This window comes from Saprospiraceae bacterium, assembly GCA_016719615.1.
Lineage (GTDB): Bacteria > Bacteroidota > Bacteroidia > Chitinophagales > Saprospiraceae > Vicinibacter.
Map to the genome: position 1 here is coordinate 509,623 of JADJYQ010000001.1, position 20,183 is coordinate 529,805.

Consider the following 20,183-nt stretch of genomic DNA (forward strand, 5'->3'; position numbering starts at 1 on the left):
CGGCTAGAATCTCAATATTTTTTGCAGAAGCTCTGTTTCTGAAATATGAATATTCAGAGTAAAACTGATCTGTTTCCAATAATTATTTTCGGTCTTTGCTTTAAGTAAATTCCGGATATTAGTAGAGTGTGCCATTGGAAAATAAAAACTAAGTATATCTGGTATCAACTCCAGCTCTATGCCACCGCTCCAAATCCAATTGCCGTCGGGTGAAACAGGTTTTGTTTGGTAATAGCCCAAATCGAAATATGGTTTAAGATAATTTCCAATTTTGGGAATCGGAAGATCTGTTGACAGATTTAAAGCTGCTGCAAGTGAATTGCTATTGCCAATGTTTTCCCTGTAAGAATAGCCCAAAGGCAATTTAAAAGCACCTTGTTTAAGGTATAGCTGTTGTGATGCAAAGCCTGAAATTTCAGTGCGTCCTTTAAAATAATACTCGTTAAGTTCATCCTGATAATTTTGAAAAGTGAGCCCGGTTGAACCACGGAAGTAATAGGGCGAAGTGCGGGAACTTATAGAGGTAGAATGTCTCTCGGAATTAATCGGAAAGAACGAAACATACGAACGTATGTTTGCATATCTGTTTTTGGCTATTAAAAATGATTTTTGCAAGCTGATATCCGTTCGCAGGAAATTTTGCTGAAGAGGCGAAATCATTTTTTGATTAAAATAGATCAGACGAATGTCAAGCGAGGTATTGCCCAATATCGATGTTTTTGATCTTGAATAATCGATTACATGCGTATATGTATTCAAATGTTCTTGGGAAAATCCGGGTGTTGTAGTATCTGAATAATCGACGTACTCATTTTTTTCAGCGAAAATGGTATACCTGATCTGTGATTTGACCTGGCTAGACGGAAGATGATAAAAAACACAAGTGACACTTGGTTTTAGTTGATAGTAATTGAGGAAAGAAGCATCCTTATTTTTGGCATAGGCGTATTTTTTAAAATCTATGTCAAACTTCCAATGATGTATTCTGGTGTCTGGTCTAAACCAATGGTAACTTAAACCTGCTGAACCGGAAATCTCTTTTGATCGAAAACCATAAAATGGCATGACATGCATTTTAAATTTCCGGAAGGGAAGCAGCGCACTTGAAATATACAAGCCTGTAGAAATTCCATCATAATTATTGAAATTAATAACAGGTGTGATGCCTATATCCGTGCTTCGGGGTTTATCAATTAGAGGCCATAGACGTAAGTTGATTTTTTCTATTTTATTGAATGCAGATTTTGCTTGAATGTAATTATTATTTTCATACAAATCCAATGATTCCTGATCAATATCTATTGCAAAATAGTCGCAATCCCGACAAGACGACTTGAGTATTTTCGATCCCTTAAATCCGTCTATCCATTTGCTTTCCATTTTTTCATCATTTTTGATGGCTGAAAGTAAAAATGGTGCTTCAATTCCATTGCAATTTTCAATTTTGATGGATATCGAATCATTTTCCTTTTGCAGACTTTTCATGCGGTAATCCATTTTCCGGTCACTCGAAATAAACCCTTTAAAAAACCAAGTAAAATCTTTTGTTTCATTTTGACGAAAATGATCTTCAAGATCTTCAGGATAGGGATGTTTGAATTTCCATTTTTCATAAAAGGACCTCAGTAATGAATCAAGTTTTTCTTGTCCAATATACTTTTCGATATAAGAAAAAAGTGCGGCTGTTTTTATATAAACATCGTTGCCATAATTGATACTTGTAAATCGATCAGCATTTTGATTTGGATATTGATCCAAATGCGGCCTTGCTAATAAGAGATATTGAAACTTTTCGGCGTCCACATTTCTGAAAAGCCGGGCTAAAATGCCTTCATCCGAAAACCAATCTTCTTCTTCATAATACTTTCGCATGTAGCGTTGCTCATAATAACTCGTGATGCCTTCATCCAGGAATGGATGGTCTCGTTCATTAAAAGCAATAACGCCATAAAACCAATTATGAGCTATTTCATGGGCGATCACTTCATCCAATTGTTCATGATTATACATCGTTCCAATCACGGTGATCATTGGATATTCCATACCACCTCCTGCATTCAATTCACTTTCTACAGCCGCTGCCTGGGGCCATGGATATGCACCAATATGCGAGGAATAAAACCCGATACTTCTATTGACATATGTGATAGATTCTTTCCATATTTCGGGGTTTTTGAAAAATGTCCAGGTATCTACTTTATGGTCATCACCTAAATCAACTTGTGATTTTTGAACCAAAAAATTTTTATCTGCGAACCAGGCAAAGTCGTGTACATGGTCTGCTGTATATCGAATGGTCTTGTACTTGATTTTTTCATTGGCAAGCATAGGTTCGGCAATTGCATTTTTTCAATGAGATTTTGAGTCCAACGAACTTTTTCTTCGAGGAAGATTATTTCTGAATTGGTCTGCAGACTGCCGCTAGCTGCAACCACATATGATTCAGGAAGCGTAATTTCTACATCAAAACTGCCGAAATCGCTAAAAAATTCACCATAATCCAGATAAGGCATTACATGCCAGCCTTTGTGGTCGTAAACAGCTGGCTTGGGGTACCATTGGGTCATTTGGTAACTTTCAGGTCCTCTGCCCAATCTGCTGAAATTTTCTGGTATTTTTACGACAAAGGGGCTTGAAATTGTGATTTCCTGCTGGGGCAACAAAGCCTGATGGAGGATTAACCAACAGATGTCCTCATGTTTTGGCTGGAAGTGAAACATTGTCGGAATTCCATTGACTTTAAAATTAAGACTATCGATAGAACCCAATGCATTGGCTGAGGCTTCGTGAAAATTTAAATCGCCCATCCTTATTTTTTGTTTTGCAAATGCTGTGGATTTGTGTTTGTAGGCATTTGGCCAAAGATGAAAACCGATTTTATCCAGTATATGTGGGCTGTTATTTTTGTATTTTATTTCAATAAAGCCGGATAATTTATGATTTTGATCATCTAAGCTAACTTTAATTTTGTAGTCGAGATCCTGCTGAAAATAGGAATCCTGTGAACATAACTTAAAGAATGAAAAGCAAATAAAAGAAATTGTCAATTTGAACATGCTCAAAAAATATTCGTAAAAATACGCAGACCTTGTATCATATTATATAAAATTTTAATATGAACGAATCTTTCGGATAAGGACTAAAATGATGCATCTGGAATTTAGGATTGAAGAACCAGGTATTCGGGTACATAGCTTATCACGAAGGCCCATTAGGAATAGTACATGGCTATTCGACAAACATTCTGGAAAACAGAAAATGAATATTCGTCCATCCGGTCGTTCTTAATAAGGTTTTTTTATCTGAAATGAGCCTGATTCATTATTTTTGCAGCCCATGCAACATAAGATTTTCCCATTACGCGTAAAATCCGTTCAAGCTGAAACGGCAGATGCGGTTACCGTATGTTTTGATTTGCCGGATTCCATTCGCGAATATTTTAATTTTCAATCTGGGCAGCACATTACCTTGATTCATCCTAAATTAGGTGAATCTGTCAAAAGGTCTTATTCTATGTGCTCAGCCCCTTATGAGCAAAAATTGCAAATTGCTGCGCGCAGAGTCAGTAATGGTATTTTCAGCAATTATCTGAATGAGGAGCTTAAGGTGGATGATGAGATTTTAGTTGAAATTCCAGAAGGGCGGTTTTTTATAAATTTAGATGAGTCCCGTTCCGGAAAATATATATTTTTTGCCTCGGGTTCCGGAATAACACCTATTCTTTCAAATATCAAGCAAATTTTATTTGTCGAATCTAAAAGTCAAATACAACTTTATTACGGTAACAGGCATACGGACAGCATCATGTTTTTAGAAGAATTGATGAACTTAAAGAACCGATATCCTGCGAATCTAAGTCTGCATTTTTTGTTGAGCAGAGAAAAATTGGAAGAAGAACTTTATCATGGAAGAATCAATGCAGATAAATTGGAATCATTTGCAAAATACTTTTTCAAACCTGAAGAAGTGGATGCGTTTTTTATGTGTGGTCCGGAATCGATGTTGATTGAATTGCGTGAAAAACTTTTGACGATGGGAGTAGCTGTTTCTAAAATTCATTTGGAATTGTTTGGAGTACAAATTCCCAAACCCGCTCCCAAAGTGGATTCCCATGGGGATGCTTCAAGTTTAGTCAGAATCACACTCGACGGCCGTACATTTGAATACAGCCTCGCTTTCAATACGGAAAGTATTCTGGATTCTGCATTAAAACAAGGTGCAAAACTTCCTTATGCTTGTAAAGGAGGGGTGTGTTGTACTTGCAAAGCAAAACTACTCAGTGGGGAAGTTGAAATGGCTACCAATTATGGACTGGAGCCAGATGAGATTCAAAATGATTATGTATTGAGTTGTCAATCTTATCCCAAAACCTCAAAAGTTGAATTGAGTTTTGATCAATAATGAAAATTATATGTTTATAAATTGGACTCAAGTCGCAAAAAGTAAAAGTCATGTTTAGAGAAGATCTCGAATCCAGGTTTCAGCAAAAAATTGATAAGGAAGATAAAATTGAAGCCAAGGACTGGATGCCTGAGGAATACCGCAAAACTTTGATCCGTCAGATCAGTCAGCATGCGCATTCTGAAATTGTTGGAATGCTTCCGGAGGGGAATTGGATCACCAGAGCACCTTCCTTAAAGCGCAAAGCCATTTTATTGGCAAAAATCCAAGATGAAGCCGGACATGGTTTATATTTATATTCAGCATGTGAAACCTTAGGTATAGACCGAGAAGAATTGCTGGAGGAACTGCATACTGGAAAAGCGAAATATTCGAGTATTTTTAATTATCCAGCCATCAGTTGGGCAGATATGGGTGCCATTGGATGGTTAGTAGATGGTGCCGCCATCATGAATCAAATTCCTTTATGCAGAACTAGTTATGGACCATACTCCAGGGCCATGATCAGAATCTGCAAAGAGGAAAGTTTTCATCAAAGACAAGGTTATGAAATTATGCTGACCCTGGCCCGAGGCAGCGCTGTACAAAAACAAATGGCGCAAGATGCACTCAACAGGTGGTGGTGGCCCAGTCTGATGATGTTCGGACCAAATGATTCGGAATCTATACATTCGGCACAGAGTTTAAAATGGAAAATCAAACGTTTCAGCAACGACGAACTCAGACAACGATTTATCGACATGACCATACCACAAGCTGAATTGATCGGACTGACCGTTCCCGATCCTGATCTGAAATGGAATGCCGAACGCAATTCTTATGATTTTGGTAAGATCAATTGGGATGAATTTTGGAATGTTGTCAAAGGAAATGGCCCCTGCAACAAACAACGGCTTCGAGATCGCGTGAAAGCTTATGAAGAAGGAGCCTGGGTAAGAGATGCGGCGATGGCGTATGCGGAAAAAAGGAAAGCAGTTGTGGGTTGAAAAGTTCTTAGGAGGAGTGGAGAGCAAGGAAAATGGAGTAAAGATTAAGGATTATAGATTAAGGATAATGGAGCAAGGATCATGGAGTAAAGATTAAGGATTATAGAGCAAGGAAAATGGAGTAAAGATTAAGGATTATGGAACAAGGATCATGAAGTAAAGATTAAGGATTATGGAGCAAGGATAATGGAGTAAAGGTTAAGGATTATAGAGCAAGGAATATGGAGTAAAGTTAGGCATTAGATTTTTACGAATTTCAAACTCGAAGCATTAATGAATTGATAAATTACTAACGAACGTATGTTAGTTTTATACAAGTCCCGACATTTTCACGTTTTTGTTAACAAGAGGTTTCTTTTTATCGGAAAAACCAAAAACCAACAACTAACAACCAACAACTAACAACCAAATGAAAGACTGGCCCTTATTTGAAATATTTATCCGATCTAAATCGGGATTAAACCACAAACATGTTGGAAGTTTGCATGCGGCTGACGTGCAGATGGCTATTGAAAATGCAAGAGATGTTTACACGCGCAGGCAGGAAGGGATCAGCATTTGGGCTGTGGAATCCAAACATATCGTGGCTTCTGATCCATCTGATAGCGATCCGTTTTTCGAACCTGCGATGGACAAGATCTACAGACATCCCACTTTTTATGATTTGCCTGATGAAGTTAAACACATGTAATGATGGGGCATAAGGAAGAAAAAATATTGTACTTGCTACATCTAGCAGATAATGCAGTGATCCTGGGTCAGCGATTGGGCGAATGGTGTGGGCACGGACCTGTTTTGGAACAGGATATGGCCATGACCAATATTGCTTTGGATTATATAGGTAGAGCTCGTTTGCTTTATCAATATGCATCAGAGGTCTCTGGAAATATGCAGTCTGAGGATCAAATTGCGTTCTTAAGGAATGAATGGGAATATCGTAATCTGTTGTTGGTGGAACAAGCAAATGGAGATTTTGCACACACCATTGCCAGACAGTTTTTCCTGGATGCATTTCATTATCCTTATTTTCAAGAGCTGATGAAAAGTACAGATGCATCTCTGGCAGCTATAGCTGAAAAACCTTAAAAGAAACTGCCTATCATTTGAAGTGGAGCAGTGAATGGGTTTTGCGACTCGGAGATGGTACTGAATTATCGCATCAAAAAATGCAGGCTGCTGTTGATGACTTTTGGAATTTTACCGGTGAAATGTTTGCGGAAAGCGATTTTGAAAAACAAATGCATTTACAAGGTGTGAGTCCCGATCTGGAAGCTATTCGGGATATCTGGATGAATCATGTTCAGCGCATTTTACAACAAGCTACTTTAAAAATCCCGCAAACAAACTGGATGCAATCAGGTGGTAAACAAGGCAATCATTCAGAACATTTAGGATATATATTGACGGAAATGCAATACATGCAGCGCGCTTATCCGAATATGGAGTGGTAAAATAACTGTTCGGTTGCCTGATAATAAAAGAATTTGTGGATTATTTTGAGTTCCTAAATTTATATTTCTGTTGCACGAACAAAACATACAAAAAATCTGGAATGAACTTGAGACTGTAATGGATCCTGAGGTTCCGGTTTTATCCGTAATTGACCTGGGAATTATTCGCAATATTGAAATTGTAGATGGCAAAGTTTTGATAGTTATTACTCCTACCTATACGGGTTGCCCTGCAATGCAATTTATTGAAATGAATGTGAAGGCAGCAGTAGAAAATCTTGGATATAAAGTTAATATTCGAACGTCAATTTCTCCAGCCTGGACTACGGATTGGATGAGTGAATCGGGAAAAATGAAACTCAAAAGTTATGGCATAGCACCGCCAGGAAGATTGGCCAGCTTAGATCCTGAAGCCTTTGGTATTTTAGACAAAGTTTCATGCCCGAGATGCACTTCTTCAAATACAGAACGCATCAGTGAATTTGGTTCGACTGCTTGCAAAGCTTTATACAGATGCATGGATTGCCGAGAACCTTTCGATTATTTTAAATGTCATTAACGAAAAATAATGAATAGCATTTTAATTACTATAGAAGACACTCTTGCAACGATCATCTTCAACAGGCCTGAAGTTTATAACTCATTTAATCGGGATATGGCCATCGCTTTTTTGGATGCATTGATTAAACTCGATAAGGATGAAAATGTGCGATGCATTTTATTGACAGGCAACGGAAAAGCATTCTCTGCAGGGCAGGATTTGCAAGAAGTTTTGGATCCCCAGGGTCCGGGTTTGGAAATAATTTTGTTGGAACATTACAATCCCATCATCCGGAAATTGCGAAGTATTTCAAAGCCGGTAATTGCTGCTGTGAATGGAGTAGCGGCAGGTGCCGGTGCAAACATTGCATTGGCTTGTGATATCGTTCTGGCAAGTGAAAGCGCAAGTTTTATTCAGGCATTTTCAAAAATTGGCTTGATCCCCGATAGTGGTGGCACGTTTTTTCTTCCTCGATTGATCGGTTGGCAACGGGCTTCGGCATTAATGATGACAGGGGATAAAGTTACTGCCACTGATGCCCAGCAAATGGGTATGGTCTATAAAGTTTTTCCTGTGGAACTTTTTTCGGAAGCTGTAATGAAATTTGCAAAGCAAATTGGAAATATGCCAACAACGGCCTTATTTAATACGCGTCGATTATTGAATGCTAGCTTGAGCAATAATTTAGATCAACAATTGGAGCACGAATTGGAGTTGCAAATTTTATGCGGCGAAACCTATGATTACAAAGAAGGCGTCCAGGCTTTTATTGAAAAAAGAAATCCGGAATTTAAAGGCCGGTAAATAAACAGCGATATGAAAAAAATAAGCATTGGAGTTGTAGGTGCAGGCACAATGGGCTCCGGAATTGCCCAATTGGCGGCAACAGCAGGGCATGATGTACTGTTAGTCGATGTCAATGACACGGTTCTTCAAAAGGCACAAGCTTCTGTTCAGAAAGCGCTCAACAGGTTGGCTGAAAAAGGTCAAATATCAAATGCTGAAGCCATTGCTATTTTTGGAAGAATTTATTTTAGCAACGAGCTAAAAATATTAAAGGATGCTCATTGGGTCATTGAAGCTATTGTTGAAGATTTAAAAATTAAATCAGAGCTTTTTAATGAACTTGAAAAGCTGGTTGTGGATTCCTGTATACTTGCAAGTAATACATCCTCACTTTCCATCAATGCTTTGGCCTCAACTTGTAGAATTCCATCGCGGGTCATAGGTTTGCATTTTTTTAATCCGGTCGCTTTAATGCCTTTGGTAGAACACATACCTGCATTGCAAACGGATAAGGAGGTATTAGATACTACACTTGAATATATTCAGCAGTGGGGAAAATTAAGCGTTATCGCAAAGGATACGCCCGGATTTATTGTAAACAGAATTGCAAGGCCATACTATTCAGAAGCTTTGCGCATTTATGAAGAAGGGATCGCAGATTTTGCGACAATTGATTATGCAATGACAAGCATTCATAATTTTAAGATGGGTCCGTTTGCTTTGATGGATTTTATTGGAAATGATGTGAATTTTGCAGTCACAAAATCAGTTTGGGAAGCTTGTTTTTTTGAACCTAGATACAAACCTTCTTTTACGCAAAGAAATCTCGTTTCTGCAAAGTGGCTGGGTAAAAAAACTGGAAGAGGTTACTATAATTATGCAAATGATTTACCGATGCCTGATCAAGAGAACAGAATTTTATTGTCCGGCATTGCAAACCGCATTTTATACATGCTCATTAACGAAGCGGTTGATGCATGGTACTACGGACTGGCAAGTTATGAAGATATCGAACGTGCAATGACCAAAGGCGTTAATTATCCAATGGGTCTTCTTCATTGGGCAAAAGAATTGGGCATTAACCATTGCCTGATAGGAATGGAAGAATTACATCAGTATTATAAAGAAGACAGGTATCGCCCAAGTCCTGGGTTTAAAAAATTAATTGCTGATCTGCATGTATAAATAATTTTTTCGGAATACTTAAAAGAATCAAATGGAATCATTGCTTACACCAACAGAGATTATTGATAAAATGTATTTCAATGATCCTTTCAGTTTGTGGTTGGGAATCGAAAGAATTGAAGAAAGCCTTGGCTATTCGAAAATAAAAATGACCGTACGGAAAGAAATGTTGAACGGATTTCATATCGCTCACGGGGGAATCACGTTTTCGCTCGCGGATAGCGCATTTGCATTTGCATCCAACAGCCATGGTCGGCATGCTGTTTCAATAGAGTGCAGTATCAACCATCTTCATCCTGTTAAAGAGCACGATACGCTCATTGCCGAAGCCAAACAATTATCGATCAAAAGAACTCATGCTGTATATATGGTCGAAGTAAAAAACCAAGCGGAAGAACTGGTAGCACTGTTTCGAGGGATGGTGTATATTAAAGATACACATTGGAAGTGAAAGGGAAGTTTTCAGTTTACAGGCATTCACAGTTTACAGTTGCTAGGGGTTAGTACATAGCTTGTTGCATTGGACAAAGCAAATATTAATTCAATGAATCATCCGTTTGGAAAACGGAGTTTTCCTATCGCCCCAGCGTATCCCGCTTTGAAAAAATATTTTATTACCAAGTTGGCTAATGAAAGCGGGATACGCAGAGCTGCTGTTTTAAAATAATGGAAACATTTTTAAAGGAACGACAACCTGCTCTCCTCTCCGCAGAGTGGAGAGGAGCTGGAGGTGAGGTGAACGCAATGTCGAAATGCATTATTATTAATGATTGATTCAACTGCCTAAAATGAGTTTGATGTTGGTTAGTAAAAGAAAATTCTGTAATCCGTCTAACAATATATTTTTACTACCTAAGATACTGTAGCGTACCTACGGCACGCCGTGATGGTTGTTCCTAATCGGCTACCAATATTTTGTCCCTACGGGACAAGGGAGCATAAGTCAATATATAATAAAAATCAATGGCGGCTTCAGCCGGAAACAGAGACGAACACACAAAAATTAATAATATGAAAACGTAACACATAGGGTATATAAAATGCACCCCTAGCAATAAATAGGAATGGGTTTCAACCCATTCCGTCAATCAATAATAAAAATCAATGGCGGCTTCAGCCGGAAACAGAGACGAACACACAGAAATTAAAAATATGAAAACGTAACCCATGGGGTACATAAAATGCACCCCTAGCAATAAATAGGAATAGGTTTCAACCCATTCCTATCATTCAGTTCAAAGCCATGTTTTTTATGGTAATGTCCTCAAAAATAGTTGGTGATTTATTTTCAAAACCTATTTCCTTGATGCATTTTTAAAGTGCAGGTACCATTTAATAAAGACTTTCGGTTGTTAATGACAGTCCTCTAGTAAAGTGTCTTTTAAATGCCCGAAAAAAGATTCAATGGATTAGTATTTTTCGGTATTTGAGGGTTGCTTAAATAATGAAACATATTGGGTATTGCCTTTGGAATCATTATTGCAGTTCTTCTTAGATCCTTGTGACGATAATTTCTTCCTGTATCAGGATTAATCTGCTGTTCATTTATGAAAGCTTTATATCGATAGATCCTTTGAACTGATTTATCCAAAATATACTGTCATTGTGAGTTTTGATTAAATGCAAAGTGCTTACTATTCAAGCCCTCCCATTACAGGCTTTCTTCTAAGCCATGTATTTGTCTCCCTTTATGACCAAACATCTTTGAATGTTGGGGTGGGCATGCTTTGAATTGCTTTTAAAATGATGGTGACCGTCACAAGTCGGAGTTGATTTGAATTCCCTCAACTGGATATTTTCTATGTCTTCCTAATTTCAAAATATGATTCTTTGTTTGTAAAGCGATAAAACTGGCAGTATTTGATATCAAAATCATAATACAGCACTAAACATAATTCACCTTTAAAGTAGGTGCCATCAATAATTAAATGAGCCTCATATGAGCTTTAATTTGAAAACTGGGTTTGTTTAAGTAGTGTTAACTGGTCGTAGCTGTCCACTATCTTTAATAAGATAGCGATAGGTTAATCTCTCTAAAATCCATTTACCAAACTAATTCATTATTTAACTTGACTGATTCATTTCTGCAGTAGATAAAACACCACAATTTTTCATTTATATCTCTGTTTTTCTTGTTTTTTGTGGTATCTAAAATCGGCCGCATCTTTTTTGCTTTTCTACAAAATAGAGCTTATTGAAACCAACAAGTATATAACAATTGATATTCAATATGCTTACAATGGTTTTACAACTATTTTGAGTATTATACCTTTTTTAACAACATGTTATAAAAAATAGTATTAAAGTATATTTATGAACTAACATCTTTATTGACTAACAGACTAACAGACTAACAGACTAACAGACTAACAGACTAACAGACTAACAGACTAACAGACTAACAGACTTCCTCATACCTTTCTCCAAACCTAATCCTCCACCAACCCCAAAAAAAAACCGCCGGATTTTCATCCAGCGGTTTTTATAAAATAGTTTAGCTAAGATTATTTTGATCTGCCCAACCACCAGCCAACGACACCTGAAGAAACCCCCCAGATAATAATATTGACTACGATGTCAAGTAATATCCCATTTAAAGACATTACATGAGTTGTACCATAAAAAATAAAATCATAACCAGCGGTAAAAAGTACACCCATTGTGATACCGCCAATTAAACCACCCATAAATGTCGATATATTGGCCCAAGTGCTAAAAATATAAGCCACCATATATCCAATGACCAGATTTCCTAAAATTAATGCCCAAAAGATGATTTCATCATCAGACCTCATGGTGCCAGTAGCGGATCCACACATGGATGCGAAGGTCTCTTGCAACAGCATTCCGTAAAGCGCAGAACTTATAAGAAACGAACATATACCGCCCAATAAACCGGCTATAATTATTTTTGAATTCATAATATTTGTTTTTTAGAAATGAGTAAAATTGTAATACTTAAGATTATTTAGTTTGCTGATCTGCCCAGCCACCATCCAATGATTGCACCTGCTATGGCACTCATCGCCGTGTATACGACTACATCAAGTAATACTCCGCTAAGGGTCATGAGGTGAGTGGTTGAAAACCACATGAGATCATAGCCAAGACTCAGCATAAGAGCAACTGTAGCTGCATTAATAGCGCCTGTTTGAACAGTGCTAACCTTGGCCCAGTTATTCAGAATATAGGCCATAGCCAAGCCCATAGCTAAATTTCCGATGGCCAGGGCCCAAAGCACCATTTCATCGTCTGATCTGTTCACCCCTTGTGCAGATCCCATTAAGCTTTCGAATGTCGAAGCCAATAACATACCATAAAGCAACCAGCCCAGAAAGAAGTAAGCAATACCTCCGAGTAGCCCGGCAATAAGCGTTTTTGTGTTCATAAATATTGGTTTTGTTTGTTTGAAAAATGTAATTTATCAATCAAATATAATAGAAGTTTTTGCGATATGTTAACATTTATTAAAAAAAAAGCCCGGAGCAATTGCCCCGGGCTCATATGATCTCATGAATGAATATTTATTTCGCTGTGACCAAAGTCACATTAATGTCAAACTCGTCATAGATAGTTTTATCTCCAAGATTGTCGAAAAAGGACCCGGACCCATATTTTACATTAAAATCAGCTCTGTCCAGTTTAATTTGAGCTGTGAGTTGCTTTTGTCCATCCATATCTTTTACTTTGGAATTGAAGCGTATTGGTTTCGTGACTCCTTTAATGGTTAGGTTACCTTCTATTTTATACAAATCCTGACCCTGGTGCACCACTTTGGTAGTAGCAAAACTTACAACGGGATGGTTTGCCACACCGAAAAAATCATCGCTTTTCAGGTGATTCACCAACTTCGTTGCATATTCTCCGGTCATATCAAGACAACTTATCGAAGTCATATCAATTTCAAAGGAACCTCCTTTAAGTATATTGCCTTCAAAATTCAAACTTGCAGATTTTAAATTTACCAATCCATTGTGTTTGCCGGTTACTTTGTAACCCGTCCAGGCAATGGTGGATTCCTGTAAATTGACTTTACTGTTTAAAGTCTGCGGGTCTTTGGCAGATATGCCAAAAGCCAAAGTTAATAACATGATTGTCGAAAATAATTTAGCCATAATTGATTTTTTAAAATGAACCTTAATAAGGAATGAGGACAGAATTTGTTTTGCTTTTGTGGTTAAATTCTTTTCTTTAACGCGATTTTAACTTTTTAAAAATGAGTAACAATACGACTCAAGGATTTAATTTTTTATGATAAAACGCAAAGAGAAAATCCTGGGATGCACCCATTTTCCATGCTAATACCGTAATGAAGTTCATCAATTGTACTTTGAGCCAGGTATTGTGCTCGTATTTACGTGCTGAGACCAACATATAATGTGGTAAAATAATTAACGGATAGCCAACATGAGATGCTCTTTGAACCAGGTCAAAATCTTCCATGATGATTTTTGTATTTGAGAACCCTCCCAGGAGATTGAACAGGTCTGTTGCAATGATTAAAGATTGATCTCCTCCACCAGCCCAAACTCCATTAAACCGGGTAAAGTATCCATTAATTTTAAGCAGGAATTTATCTGATTCAAAGTGATATCTCAAGCATGATAAAGCCTTCTTTGGGGCGTTGTCAAGAATCAGTTGAATGATGTTTTGGGGTGGTCGGGTATCGGCATGTAAAAAATACAAGAATTTACCGCGCGCTTTTTCTGCGGCAAAATTCATTTGTGCAGCCCTTCCTTTTTGGCGCGAGCTTAACAATACGATGGAATCATTTTGTATCAATGTTAAAGTTTTGTCCTGGCTTCCACCGTCTGTTACAATGATCTCTGCTAATTCAATTTGTTCAAGGGACTTCAAATAAATAATTAACTGAGGTATGTATTTTTCTTCATTAAAAGTTGGAATGATGATACTTATAAGAGGTGTCATTAAAGTTACATTAGCGTTTGAAAGGACAATTATAAATTTAAAAGCACATGCCTGAATCCTTTTGAGGATTATATTTGAGCCTCAATAAAGTATTAAAACATGAGTCAGCACTATTATTTCAACGAAGACCTAGCCAAGTTTGGCAAAATTGGTGAATTTCAAAAACCAATGGCCGATAAATTTTTCAGCTGGTATGGAGAGGTTTTTCAAGATGGGGCTTTATCAGCCAAAGAAAATCATTGATTGCCCTGGCCGTAGCCCATGCGGTCCAATGTCCTTATTGCATTGATGCCTACAGTACGGATGCATTTGAAAAAGGTTTCGATGAAGCCCAAATGATGGAGGCCGTTCACGTGGCTGCTGCTATTCGTGGAGGTGCTTCACTAGTGCATGGCGTGCAGATGATGAATAAAGTGAAAGACATCAGCATGTAATTTAAAAATCCATTAAATTAAAATAAGCAACATATGAAAAGTCTAAAGGCATTACATCATGCCTTATCAGATAGTCATTATCAATTGGAAGTGCTCGAACCTGGAGGCACTCAGAAATTATTTGGGCAATCCTTAAAGGAAGTGCAACTATTTCCTTTGCAACCAAATGCTCTTGATATTTTTCAGATCAACGTTGGTAAAATGTGCAATCAGACTTGCAAACATTGTCATGTGGATGCGGGTCCGGATCGAAAAGAAATCATGACTCGCGATACCATGCTAGATTGTTTGGATGTTCTTAAAAATAATCAAGATTTTTCGACCATAGATTTAACGGGAGGCGCGCCTGAAATGAATCCAAACTTTCGATGGTTTGTAGAAGAAATACGAAAACTCGGTCGGAAAGTCATCGTACGTTGTAATCTTACTATTATTGTAGCTAATAAGAAATATTACGACCTTCCTGAATTCTTTAAAAACAATAGTGTTGAAGTCGTTTCATCTCTTCCTTTTTATTCGAAATCCCGGACAGACAAGCAAAGAGGAGATGGCGTTTTTGAAGATTCCATAACTGCTTTAAAAATGTTGAACAATGTAGGTTATGGAATTGAAAATAGTGGCCTGGTTTTAAATCTCGTATATAATCCTTCAGGTGCTTTTTTACCCGCAAGCCAAAGTTTATTGGAGAAAGATTTTAAAGATGCTTTATTAAAAGATTTTGCAATCTCGTTTAATCATTTATTCACCATTACCAATATGCCCATCAGCAGATATCTTGAATATTTATTGGTGACTGGAAATTACGAAAGTTATATGCAAAAACTCATTAGTGCTTTCAACCCGGTGGCCGCTTCAAATGTCATGTGTAGAAATACTTTGAGCATTGGATGGGACGGATACATGTACGATTGCGATTTCAATCAGATGTTGGATTTAAAAGTTTCCAACCAGGGTAAGCATATCCGCGATTTCAATAAAGCGGACTTGTTGCAAAGAAACATTGTCATTGGTCAGCATTGTTATGGATGTACTGCCGGTTCGGGAAGCAGTTGTGGAGGTGCAACTACCTAAAATGACTGAGATCAACTGAAATGACATTTTTGTTTCCCAAAGAATTAAGCAATTCAAAAACTGAAGCTAGCCAAGATTAGGATTTCTGCGTAAGATCAACCGCAAATCAGTAAACAAATGATGGTTTTTCGAAGCTATCAAATCACGCCATTTGACTGCTCTTCATTTAATTCAATTGCTGAGTCAGGTTAAATTGGAAATTTATGCCTTGAATTCCTTCAGAATTAAATTTAATAAATTGAACCAACTATTCTTAGCATACATACCGAATATGGTAGCTTTGCAAATTCAACACAAAAGGCATTAATTGCGTTTAACATAGATGGAACATTGTTATATCATAGATGGCGTGCGGACACCAATAGGCAAATTTGCCGGAAGATTAGCTACCGTGCGAGCGGATGATTTGGCCGCTTTAGCTATTGAGGCTTTGATCAAAAGACAGCCAAATATTGCCCCTGTAAATATAGATGATCTCATATTGGGTTGCGCCAATCAGGCCGGAGAAGACAACCGCAATGTAGCCCGTATGGCATTATTATTGGCCGGATTACCCTGGAGCGTGCCGGGTGAAACGGTCAACAGGTTGTGTGCTTCCGGACTTTCAGCATGTGTAAATGCTTTCCGTGCGATCTCTTGCAAAGAAGCTGATCTCATCATTGCCGGCGGTGTCGAAAATATGAGCCGGGGACCCTGGGTTATTTCAAAGGCTTCATCTGCATTTGGTAGAGATTCAGAAATGTATGACAGCAGTTTTGGCTGGAGATTTATCAATCCTAAAATGAAAAAATTATTTGGCGTGGATAGTATGGGGCAAACTGCTGAGAATCTTGCAGAGCAATATAAAATCACCCGTGAAGCACAGGATCAGTTTGCATATCACAGTCAGATGAAAGCAGCCAAAGCAATTCAATCTGGCAGATTCGCTAAAGAAATCGCAGCTGTTGAAATAACCTTCCGCAAAGGACAAACGGAAATTGTCAAAGAAGATGAATTTGTAAAAGCAGATACAAGCTTAGCAGGACTTTCACAATTGAAACCAGCTTTTAAAAGTGTCGAAGAAGGTGGGACAGTGACAGCAGGAAATGCTTCCGGATTAAATGATGGTGCAGCAGCTGTATTGCTGGCATCCGAATCTGCAGTGCAGAAATATCAATTAAACCCGATCGCAAGAATTTTATCCTCCGGTGTAGCAGGTGTAGAGCCCCGCATCATGGGCATTGGTCCCGTACCTGCATCTCAATTGGCTTTGGCGAGAGCAGGTTTGAGTATGGATCAAATGGATATCATTGAATTGAATGAAGCTTTTGCCGCACAGGTATTGTCCTGTCTCAAAGAGTGGAAGGTACAAGCTGATGATACCCGATTGAATCCCAATGGTGGCGCCATTGCACTTGGGCATCCCCTCGGAATGAGTGGGGCAAGGATCTTGTATTCTGCAGCGCTCGAATTGCAAGAACAACAAAAAAAATATGCCTTGGTTACGATGTGCATTGGTGTGGGACAAGGATATGCCTGCGTCATTGAACGCGTTTGATGTTAACGTTTTAAACTGATCTGAAATCATGAAACTTAAAGAGAATTTTTTTAAAAATGAATATCTAAATCATTTACAAAAACTTGACCCTTTAGCGAAGGGTAATTGGGGCAAAATGACTGTCCATCAAATGATTGAACATATGTCTGATGCATTTCGAAATGGAAATGGAAAAGATGTGTATTCAGGGATTTTGTCGCAGGAAGAACGTTTGCCAAAAATGCAGGCTTTTTTATTATCTGAACTACCATTTAAAGAGAATACAAAAAATATTTTAATGGCAGAAGAACCCCTCCCCGTTAAGTTTGAGCAGGTGGCCGATAGTTTAGCTGCCTTAAAATCTGAAATTGATGATTTTTTTATTTATTGGGAAAATCACAAAGGAGAACTTTTGCGCAATCCATTTTTTGGCGATCTTGATTATGAACATTGGATTTCTTTACTCCATAAACATGCAAAACATCATTTATTACAATTCGGAGTGGCGGTCTGATCATTATTAAACTAACAAACGTTCGTTTGTTTTACAATAAATAAGGAATATGCTAAAATTGCAAAACTATATATTAGGTTCTTGGGTGAATGGTGATGGTGATGGGCAAATTCTTGAAAGTGCCCTTGATGGAAAACCAATCGCTGCTGCAAGTAGCGATGGTCTTGATTTTACGGCGATGTTGAATTACGCACGTACGGTCGGAGGGACTGCTTTGCGAAAAATGACTTTCCAGGAAAGAGGACGTATGCTCAAGTCTTTAGCTTTGTTTCTTACCGAGCGGAAGGCGAGCTACTATCCACTCAGTTTTCAGTCTGGGGCTACAAAAACCGACAGTTGGATTGATATCGATGGTGGTATAGGAACGCTGTTTGCGTATTCAAGTTTACGCCGCAAGTTGCCAAATCAATTTTTTATTCCGGATGGCGAAGTAGCCAATTTATCAAAAAACGGAAGTTTTATCGGACATCACATACTTGCTCCTAAACACGGAGTTGCTATTCATATCAATGCATTTAATTTTCCAATCTGGGGAATGCTCGAAAAAATTTCTGTCAATCTCCTGGCGGGTATGCCTGCTATCGTAAAACCGGCAACGATAACTTCGTATCTGGCAGAAGCGGTTGTAAAAGACATTATAGCATCCGGGATACTGCCTGAAGGATCACTGCAACTGGTTTGTGGATCGGCGAGAAACATTTTAGAATCTGTCATGTGTCAGGATGTAGTCACGTTTACTGGTTCCGCCACCACAGGTCGAGCGCTTAAATCGCATTCAAGAATTATGGAAGAGTCAGTGCCTTTTAATCTGGAGGCCGATTCGCTGAATGCCAGTGTGTTGGGAATGGACGTGAAACCGGGTTCTGCTGATTTTGATATTTTTGTAAAGGAAGTGCACCGGGAGATGACCGCAAAATGCGGCCAAAAATGTACAGCCATCCGGAGAATCATTGTTCCGGAACAAGTCGTAGAGGATTTGCAAATAGCCCTGGCAAACCGATTGCAAAAAACAATTATTGGAAACCCATTCAATGAAGAAGTGCGAATGGGTGCGCTCGCTGGTAGGGTCCAATTAAAAGAAGTAAGAGAACGCATAGCCCAATTGTCAGAATTTACACCGATCGTATTCGGAGATCCTTATAAAGTTGATGTGATAGGTGCAGATGCTAATTCCGGAGCATTCTTATCTCCCGTATTGATGCTGAATGAAAAACCATTCGAGCATTTAATTACACATCAACTAGAAGCATTTGGTCCTGTGGGAACCATCATTCCTTATAAAAACATAGAAGAGGCTATCGAAATCTGTAATTTAGGAAAAGGCTCTTTGGTCAGCTCGTTGATCACATCTAATGTCCAAACTGCTAGCCAATTTGTAATGGGTGCATCTGCATATCATGGAAGAATTCTGATCCTAAATGAAAAATGTTCCAAAGAAAGTACCGGTCATGGATCTCCCATGCCATTGCTGGTTCATGGTGGTCCGGGAAGAGCTGGTGGGGGCGAGGAGATGGGCGGACTCAGAGGTATCAAACACTATCTGCAACGCACCGCGGTGCAGGGCAGTCCGGACATGCTTTCAGAAATTACACAAGTTTACCAGGTAGGTGCGGAGCGCAAAGAATCAGAGATCCACCTGTTTCGAAAATATTTTGAAGAACTCGTTGTCGGAGATACAATCACTACTGCCGGACATACTGTTTCTGAAACAGACATTACCTTATTTGCCAATGTAAGCGGCGACCATTTTTATGCACATATGGATGCGACTTCTCTTGAAGACACTGTGTTTACGGGAAGAGTTGCACATGGTTATTTTATTCTTTCTAAAGCAGCTGGCCTCTTTGTGGACGCTAAAAAGGGACCGGTTTTATTGAATTACGGAGTAGATGAATGCCGCTTTACAAAACCTGTTTATCCGGGAGACACCATTCACGTAAAACTCACCGTAAAAGAAAAAATTGACCAGGAGAATGTTTTAAAAATTCCCGTACCCGGCGGAGAACCCAACGAAATACTCAAAGAAGTTCCTTGCGGAATCGTGCGCTGGCTGGTCGATGTGCTCAATCAAAATGGCGAAACGGTGGCAATAGCAACCATACTAACGATGGTTAGGAAAGGGGTTTTTTAGTTGATAGTTGATAGTTGATAGTTGATAGTTGATAGTTGATAGTTGATAGTTGATAGTTGATAGTTGATAGTTGATAGTTGATAGTATCATTTTAACCGATAAAGATAGACAAAATAATCTAAAAATAGTTGAATTTAATTGAACTAACATTCGTTAGTGCGTGTTGTTTTCTAACAGACTAACAGACTAACAGACTAACAGACTAACAGACTAACAGACTAACAGACTAACAGACTAA

At 38.4% G+C, this 20,183-nt stretch carries 17 protein-coding genes and 2 pseudogenes; 13 read left to right on the forward strand and 6 right to left on the reverse strand.

The genetic code is table 11. From position 1 onward, the window contains the following. Positions 1-3: 3 nt before the first annotated feature. Positions 4-2,328: a hypothetical protein gene (locus IPM92_02100; GenBank protein MBK9107189.1), complete on the reverse strand. Its 2,325-nt coding sequence runs from the start codon at positions 2,326-2,328 to the stop codon at positions 4-6. Next, a complete protein-coding gene (locus IPM92_02105; GenBank protein ID MBK9107190.1) occupies positions 2,211-3,056 on the reverse strand; it encodes a hypothetical protein in 846 nt (281 codons plus the stop codon). Before IPM92_02105 ends, IPM92_02100 begins: the two co-directional genes overlap by 118 nt. Positions 3,057-3,336: 280 nt before the next feature. Here IPM92_02105 and IPM92_02110 point away from each other — a divergent pair, with 280 nt between their 5' ends. The 8 genes and pseudogenes from IPM92_02110 (at position 3,337) to paaI (ending at position 9,801) form a co-directional block, all read left to right on the forward strand. Next, positions 3,337-4,401 (forward strand): 2Fe-2S iron-sulfur cluster binding domain-containing protein, encoded by a 1,065-nt coding sequence (locus IPM92_02110; protein ID MBK9107191.1) that lies wholly within the window; start codon positions 3,337-3,339, stop codon positions 4,399-4,401. Positions 4,402-4,451: 50 nt separating this feature from the next. Continuing rightward, positions 4,452-5,387 carry a 1,2-phenylacetyl-CoA epoxidase subunit A gene (gene paaA / locus IPM92_02115; protein ID MBK9107192.1) on the forward strand — a complete coding sequence of 312 codons (936 nt, stop codon included), beginning with the start codon at positions 4,452-4,454 and terminating at the stop codon, positions 5,385-5,387. A gap of 409 nt (positions 5,388-5,796) precedes the next feature. Then, positions 5,797-6,078, forward strand: coding sequence for a 1,2-phenylacetyl-CoA epoxidase subunit B (gene paaB, locus IPM92_02120; GenBank protein MBK9107193.1), 282 nt, complete (start codon positions 5,797-5,799; stop codon positions 6,076-6,078). Beyond that, positions 6,078-6,838, forward strand: a pseudogene (gene paaC / locus IPM92_02125) (phenylacetate-CoA oxygenase subunit PaaC). Before paaB ends, paaC begins: the two are co-directional and overlap by 1 nt. Before the next feature lie 118 nt (positions 6,839-6,956). Next, positions 6,957-7,397 (forward strand): phenylacetate-CoA oxygenase subunit PaaJ, encoded by a 441-nt coding sequence (gene paaJ / locus IPM92_02130; GenBank protein ID MBK9107194.1) that lies wholly within the window; start codon positions 6,957-6,959, stop codon positions 7,395-7,397. Between the two features lie 9 nt (positions 7,398-7,406). Continuing rightward, positions 7,407-8,183 (forward strand): enoyl-CoA hydratase/isomerase family protein, encoded by a 777-nt coding sequence (locus IPM92_02135; protein ID MBK9107195.1) that lies wholly within the window; start codon positions 7,407-7,409, stop codon positions 8,181-8,183. A gap of 21 nt (positions 8,184-8,204) precedes the next feature. Beyond that, entirely contained in the window at positions 8,205-9,350 is a 1,146-nt protein-coding gene (locus IPM92_02140) for a 3-hydroxybutyryl-CoA dehydrogenase (GenBank protein MBK9107196.1), read from the forward strand. Positions 9,351-9,381: 31 nt separating this feature from the next. Continuing rightward, positions 9,382-9,801, forward strand: a complete 420-nt coding sequence (gene paaI / locus IPM92_02145) for a hydroxyphenylacetyl-CoA thioesterase PaaI (GenBank protein MBK9107197.1) — start codon at positions 9,382-9,384, stop codon at positions 9,799-9,801. Positions 9,802-11,854: 2,053 nt separating this feature from the next. Here the strand turns inward: paaI and IPM92_02150 are convergent. The 4 genes from IPM92_02150 to IPM92_02165 all read right to left on the reverse strand — a co-directional run bounded on the left by IPM92_02150 (position 11,855) and on the right by IPM92_02165 (position 14,279). Beyond that, positions 11,855-12,271, reverse strand: coding sequence for a hypothetical protein (locus IPM92_02150; protein ID MBK9107198.1), 417 nt, complete (start codon positions 12,269-12,271; stop codon positions 11,855-11,857). 47 nt (positions 12,272-12,318) lie between these two features. Continuing rightward, a complete protein-coding gene (locus IPM92_02155; protein MBK9107199.1) occupies positions 12,319-12,738 on the reverse strand; it encodes a hypothetical protein in 420 nt (139 codons plus the stop codon). Between the two features lie 136 nt (positions 12,739-12,874). Next, complete coding sequence (locus IPM92_02160) at positions 12,875-13,465, reverse strand: YceI family protein (protein MBK9107200.1); 591 nt, start codon at positions 13,463-13,465, stop codon at positions 12,875-12,877. 118 nt (positions 13,466-13,583) lie between these two features. Further along, positions 13,584-14,279: a TIGR04283 family arsenosugar biosynthesis glycosyltransferase gene (locus IPM92_02165; GenBank protein MBK9107201.1), complete on the reverse strand. Its 696-nt coding sequence runs from the start codon at positions 14,277-14,279 to the stop codon at positions 13,584-13,586. Positions 14,280-14,378: 99 nt separating this feature from the next. Here IPM92_02165 and IPM92_02170 point away from each other — a divergent pair. From IPM92_02170 to paaZ, 5 genes and pseudogenes are all read left to right on the forward strand, one after another. Further along, positions 14,379-14,713 (forward strand): annotated as a pseudogene (locus IPM92_02170) (carboxymuconolactone decarboxylase family protein). A gap of 33 nt (positions 14,714-14,746) precedes the next feature. Continuing rightward, positions 14,747-15,784, forward strand: coding sequence for an arsenosugar biosynthesis radical SAM protein ArsS (gene arsS, locus IPM92_02175; protein ID MBK9107202.1), 1,038 nt, complete (start codon positions 14,747-14,749; stop codon positions 15,782-15,784). Positions 15,785-16,106: 322 nt separating this feature from the next. Then, positions 16,107-17,321, forward strand: a complete 1,215-nt coding sequence (gene pcaF / locus IPM92_02180; protein MBK9107203.1) for a 3-oxoadipyl-CoA thiolase — start codon at positions 16,107-16,109, stop codon at positions 17,319-17,321. A gap of 28 nt (positions 17,322-17,349) precedes the next feature. Then, on the forward strand, positions 17,350-17,814 hold the full coding sequence (locus IPM92_02185; GenBank protein ID MBK9107204.1) for a hypothetical protein: 465 nt from the start codon (positions 17,350-17,352) through the stop codon (positions 17,812-17,814). Between the two features lie 49 nt (positions 17,815-17,863). Next, positions 17,864-19,945, forward strand: coding sequence for a phenylacetic acid degradation bifunctional protein PaaZ (paaZ, locus tag IPM92_02190; protein MBK9107205.1), 2,082 nt, complete (start codon positions 17,864-17,866; stop codon positions 19,943-19,945). The last annotated feature ends 238 nt before the right edge of the window (positions 19,946-20,183 follow it).